General features: G+C 45.7%; 4 protein-coding genes and 2 pseudogenes. 2 read left to right on the top strand and 4 right to left on the bottom strand.

Annotated features, from left to right (window positions below; translation table 11 throughout):
• A pseudogene (locus R4I06_RS04290) lies at positions 1-420 on the bottom strand (hypothetical protein); the annotation flags it as partial.
• An 87-nt stretch (positions 421-507) separates the two neighbouring features.
• Between R4I06_RS04290 and glpX the strand changes: the two are divergent.
• Complete coding sequence (glpX, locus tag R4I06_RS04295) at positions 508-1458, top strand: class II fructose-bisphosphatase (RefSeq protein ID WP_334414343.1); 951 nt, start codon at positions 508-510, stop codon at positions 1456-1458.
• 420 nt (positions 1459-1878) lie between these two features.
• On the opposite strand, the gene mnmG is transcribed toward glpX, so the two are convergent.
• Positions 1879-3765, bottom strand: a complete 1887-nt coding sequence (gene mnmG, locus R4I06_RS04300; protein WP_334414344.1) for a tRNA uridine-5-carboxymethylaminomethyl(34) synthesis enzyme MnmG — start codon at positions 3763-3765, stop codon at positions 1879-1881.
• Between the two features lie 103 nt (positions 3766-3868).
• Here mnmG and R4I06_RS04305 point away from each other — a divergent pair, with 103 nt between their 5' ends.
• Positions 3869-4657 (top strand): phosphoribosylformylglycinamidine synthase subunit PurQ, encoded by a 789-nt coding sequence (locus R4I06_RS04305; protein ID WP_334414345.1) that lies wholly within the window; start codon positions 3869-3871, stop codon positions 4655-4657.
• On the opposite strand, the gene purN is transcribed toward R4I06_RS04305, so the two are convergent.
• Together purN and R4I06_RS04315 are read right to left on the bottom strand one after the other, a co-directional pair.
• Entirely contained in the window at positions 4650-5288 is a 639-nt protein-coding gene (purN, locus tag R4I06_RS04310) for a phosphoribosylglycinamide formyltransferase (protein ID WP_334414346.1), read from the bottom strand. The genes R4I06_RS04305 and purN overlap by 8 nt on opposite strands.
• Position 5289: 1 nt before the next feature.
• Positions 5290-5568: pseudogene (locus R4I06_RS04315) on the bottom strand (leucyl aminopeptidase); the annotation flags it as partial.

The following is a 5568-nucleotide window of genomic DNA, read 5'->3' on the forward strand; positions in this document are numbered from 1 at the left end:
TATGACCAAATTGCCATAAGACTCTAGGTTTCTTCCTACATACAGTACTCTACCTGAGGATGCAGCTGAGATTTCTCCTATTCCCCTGCTGTCGAGTATTGGAGTCCCACTATCACAAGCTGCTCTGTAAACTTTACTACGACCTGTGGCATGTGCAGGTATAACTGTACCCTGCAACGGCATTATGAAATCACATGCAGATTCAGCGGGGTCCTGTGCAACTTCCCCCACAAGTACTTTGCTTTCAGATTTCAATGGTGAAGTAGAGGCACCTTCCACGTACTCCCTAAACAAGTGGTACCCTTCTCCAGACTTATCGGTACCGCCGTGGAACTCCTCACCCTTTAGTAATACGGGGGCTGATTCTTGGAGAAAACACCCACACAAGAGCAGCATTGCTAATATTGGTAACGCTGGCACAATTCGTCCCTTGATAAGCTAGCATCCCTGTATGATAATACAGCGTTTAGACTTTGTTAATGACTATTTAATGACGATGAGGCTTTAATGCTAGGGTGTGATCTGTATTTTCAGTTTATAAGAGTTACTGAGCTTGCTGCGATTGAGGCGCACGAGTTTGTGGGTAGGGGAGATGAGAAGGCAGCAGATAAGGCTGCTGTAGACTCAATGCGTGGCACACTAAATGCAATGGACATTAGTGGTCATATAGTGATAGGCGAGGGAGAAAGAGATAAGGCACCTATGCTATTCACAGGAGAAAAAGTAGGCAAAGGTCTGTTGGAATTGGATATAGCTGTTGATCCACTTGAGGGTACAAGTACTTGTGCGTCATATAAGGAAGGTGCCATGTCAGTCATAGCTATTTCCGAAAGAGGGCATATGTTGGAAGCCCCTGATGTTTATATGGATAAGGTCGCCGTTGGTCCAGGATTACCGGAGGGTGTGGTATCCATAGAAAACGATATAGACACCAATCTACATAACCTATCTAGGGTGAAGGGATGCGATATAAAAGATATAACAGCTGTTATACTCTCTCGTGATAGGCATCGCTCTCTTATAGCCAGGATCAGAGAGTTGGGTGCTCGTGTGAAATTAATAGACGACGGTGATATAGGGGCTGTAATTTCCATGATAAAAGGTGAGTGTGATATATACTTGGGAATAGGAGGAGCTCCCGAGGGAGTGTTATCCGCCGTGGCCCTTGCATCGGTAGGGGGACAAATTTGCGGCAAATTGGTGCTTGATACTCCTGAGTTGCGGGACAGAGCACAGAAATTTGGCATATCCGACGCAGATAGATGTTACACAATACACGATATGGTTAGAGGACCGGCCTTCTTCGTGGCTACAGGCATTACCGATGGAAAGATCATGAACGGAGTAAGGCGTCTCAATGACGGCAAAATAGAAACAGACTCAATCTGTTTTCTACCAGGTGGCATTGTAAATAGGGTTACTCGAACACTCTATACAAATTGCAGTGTTGCACAGTAGAGGCTATACGCGGAGATCCGCTGCTGTGTATGTACAACTTATATATCTGCTTTACTGCGTTTTGCCCTGCAGCGCAGGTGTATTAGTGCGTTCGCTATAGCTGCGGAGGTTATGCTTTGTATTCTCGTGCAGCGTCTCAATGACGGCAAAATAGAAACAGACTCAATCTGTTTTCTACCAGGTGGCATTGTAAACAGGGGCACCTGGACATTCTACACAAATGGCAGCGCGCCATAGCTGCAGGTGTTATGCCTGGTATTCCCGTTAGGCGTTTCAACTACGGTAAAAAAATAGAAACAGACTCCATCTATTTCCTGCTTGGAGGTGTTGTAGACAGGGCACCCGAACATTCTACACAAATTGCAGTATTACGCAGTAGAGGCTTATATCCAGAGCATGCTGCTGTGTATGCACAATTCCTTATATATCTGCTTTGCTACGCTTTGCCCTGCAGCGCAGGTGTATAAGAACGTTCGCTATGGCTGCAGGTGTTATGCCCGGTATCCTTCGTGCAGCGCCCACAGAAAAAGGACGAGCGGCCTGAAGCTTTTCTTGTGCTTCTTTTGATAGGCCAAAAACGTCGGTATATTGAAGATCTTCTGGTATAGAAACGTTTTCCTCTTCTAGGAATGATTTGATATCAGAGTTTTGCCTTTCCAGATAGGGAGCGTATTTTCCTTCAATTTCTACAGCCGACAATGATGCAGCGCTAAATTCACCTAAATGTGGCCAGATCTTGCGCAATATGCTCATATCAATGTTGGGGTGACTCAGTAGTTCAAACCCGTTTTTGCGCTCGCCGTTCATAGATACGGCTACATTGCGTGCAGCAAGCTCATTTGGTGTGGAAGTTAGCTTCTTTAAAGCTTCCAGCAATAAATTCATTTCCCGCTTCTTCGACATAAGAGCGTCCCAACGGTGACTAGACACAACAGAGTTTCTGTAGCCCATTTCAGTCAAGCGCATGTCCGCATTGTCTGAACGCAGCTTCAATCTATACTCCGCCCTGGAAGTGAATAACCTATAGGGCTCAGTGGTTCCTAATGTAACCAGGTCATCTATCATAACACCTATGTATGCATCACTTCTCTTTAGTATGAAATGTTCCTTGCGTGAATCTAGAGATAACGCCGCGTTTATTCCAGCTACAATACCTTGTCCAGCTGCTTCCTCGTACCCAGTTGTACCATTTATCTGTCCGGCAAAGTAGAGGCCTTCCACCCTCTTGGTTTCCAACGTATGGTACAATTCGCGAGGATCTATAAAGTTGTATTCAACCGTGTATCCATGCTGAAGCATAACAGCATTTTCCAACCCGCGTATGCTGTGTAGCATTTCGAGTTGGACCTCTACAGGACATGACGTGGATATGCCATTGGGGTATATGAAATCCGAGTCCAACCCTTCAGGTTCCAGAAATATTTGGTGGCTGTCATGTTGGGGAAACCTCCTAACTTTTTCCTCTATGGACGGGCAGTATCTTGGCGCCATCACATCTAGTAGAGATGAACAGCGAGACCCTGCCAGATGCAAATTGTTTCTTATAATCTCATGAGTACGCTCGTTTGTGTGCGTTAGATAGCACGAAATCTGGGGTAATTTCACACTCTCCGACAGAAAGGAAAAGGGTTCAGGAGGGCAATCTCCCTTCTGTTCGGGTAGTATACCCCAGTTTATGCTATCCTTTTTTATTCTTGGAGGCGTGCCAGTTTTCAGTGTAAGCAACGGAAATCCATGTCTTTTCAAATCGTCTGCAAGCGCCAGGGAAGGTTTTTCTCCGATTCTCCCTGCCTTGTAGCTTGTTGTTCCCACGTGTATTGTTCCGCCCAAAAATGTTCCGGTGGAAATTATAAGCTTTCTCGTGTGTAAAGTGCTCCCATCATCGAGCAATACGGACGACACACGTGGACGACTTTTAGTTTCCTCGACATGAAACCCTGCTACTTCTCCTGATAACAACGTAAGGTTTTCATAATTCTGAACCATGTCCAGCATGGTGTTCCGATAAATCGTCCTATCCGCCTGTGCTCGCGGCCCCCACACTGCTGGCCCTTTGCTTCTGTTGAGCACTGCTGAATGTATGCTAGATTGATCGATGACCCTTCCCATGAGACCATCAAGAGCATCAACTTCTCGCACCACGACGCCTTTTGCAATACCGCCTATTGCGGGATTACATGACATCTGTCCTACCGAACTTATGTTCTGAGTTACCAAAGCTGTGCGGGCTCCAATACGCGCGGAGGCAGCAGCAGCCTCACATCCCGCATGTCCTCCCCCAACAACTACAACGTCATAGTATGACACAATACCCCATTAACAGTCATAAGTCCTAGCTTCAGATGGTAAAAAGTAATATGAGTTGTGTCAAATAGTGCTATCCTTTGAGATGCAGAAAGGTGGTGAGAACATGAATGTCATAATTCTGGCAGGGTACGGGTTAAATTGCGAGGAAGAGACAGCTTTTGCGTTCCGTGAAGCTGGGAGGTACCTGAATGCGAAAGTTGCGTGCAAGGTTGTACACGTAAATGAGCTCATACTAAACCCTACAGTGTTGAAAGAATGCAATATTATGGCGATTCCCGGGGGGTTTTCCTATGGGGATGATACAGGTGCGGGCAATGCATTTGCATTGAAGATTGTGAACAAGTTGGCAGATGTGGTGCAGGAATTTATTGCACGAGATACGCTTATGCTTGGCATATGCAACGGGTGCCAGATATTGGTTAGAATGTTTTGCAGTGATGTGGCGCTTATCGATAATGATTTAGGCAGATATCAGTGTTGTTGGACGCGGTTAAAGCCCTGTAATGATTCTGTGTGGCTTAGAGATATAGACGAATTGTATATCCCCATAGCTCACGGGGAAGGGAAATTTCATGCACACGAGAATGTCTGTGTAGAGATGTCAAAAAGGGGGGATATAGCTTTGCGCTATGTCGACACGAACGGTGAATATGCTGAGGGTAAGTTTCCTCATAATCCTAACGGATCAGCATATGACATTGCCGCTCTATCATGCCATGGAGGGAGAACGTTAATGATGATGCCCCATCCCGAAAGGGCGCTATTTTTTACACAGCGCTACGATTGGACTGATATAGCTTGTGAACGTAAGAAAGGGGGAAAATCTCCAGTACTGGATGTATATGCAGATGGATTTAAGCTATTCACCAACGCTGTAAAGTACTTCATGTAGTGTGAAAAAAGAACAGCTCATCTTCTCCTGAATACGATACTTTGCCGCTTGAGTCGATTGTTACATTTCCAGAGGCTATAGCCCGTATTGTTCTTGGGTAGCATATATGTTCAGCTGCTAAAATTCTAGCTGACAGACTATTCACGTCGTCATTGCGAAGCACAGGTACAGCCGCTTGCATTATTATAGGTCCAGAATCCAGTTCTGGATGCACATAGTGCACTGTACATCCTGCTATTTTTACTCCAGCATCAAAAGCCTGTAGTTGAGCTCGAAGTCCAACGAAAGATGGCAGGAGTGAAGGATGTATGTTGATGATTTTGTTGTTCCAGTGAGAGACAAACTCCTGGTCTAAAATGCTCATAAAGCCCGCAAGACACACCAGGTCAACACAATGCTTCTCAAGAATGCTGGAAATGCCTTTCGTATCCAACGGTTTCCTGCTAACCGTAAAAGTGTCCACCCCATAAGTTTCTGCTATCTTCAATCCAGGCGCATTAACGTTGTTAGAGATGACACAAGCCACTTCAGCAGGAAATTCATCACTCATACAGGCTTTTATTATTGACTCCATGTTAGACCCGCGTCCTGAAATCAGTACTCCGAGTCTCAGAACGGTGGATCTTTTCATGCTAACGCCTTTCTTCGTAATATTTGCTTACAAACCTGTTTAGCAGCATAACACCAAACCCACTTGCGCCTCTGGGAGCGACATGAGTTCCCTCCTCGGTCCATGCCACGCCCGCTATATCTAAGTGCGCCCATGCTAACCCATTCACGAAGCGTTGCAAAAACTGTGCAGCAGTTATGCTGTCTGCGCCGCGACTACTTGTGGAGATATTTTTCATGTCTGCGACGGGAGAGTCCATCATCTTGTCGTATGAATCTCCTAATGGCATGGGCCATAGCAT

The sequence above is a fragment of the Anaplasma bovis genome (genome assembly GCF_036903315.1).
Classification (GTDB): domain Bacteria; phylum Pseudomonadota; class Alphaproteobacteria; order Rickettsiales; family Anaplasmataceae; genus Anaplasma; species Anaplasma bovis.

What these genes read in the sequence shown, in the direction of transcription:
- R4I06_RS04305 (WP_334414345.1), top strand. Translation starts at nt 3,869, where the DNA reads ATGAATGTCATAATTCTGGCAGGGTACGGGTTAAATTGCGAGGAAGAG.
- glpX (WP_334414343.1), top strand. Translation starts at nt 508, where the DNA reads ATGCTAGGGTGTGATCTGTATTTTCAGTTTATAAGAGTTACTGAGCTT.
- purN (WP_334414346.1), bottom strand. Translation starts at nt 5,288, where the DNA reads ATGAAAAGATCCACCGTTCTGAGACTCGGAGTACTGATTTCAGGACGC.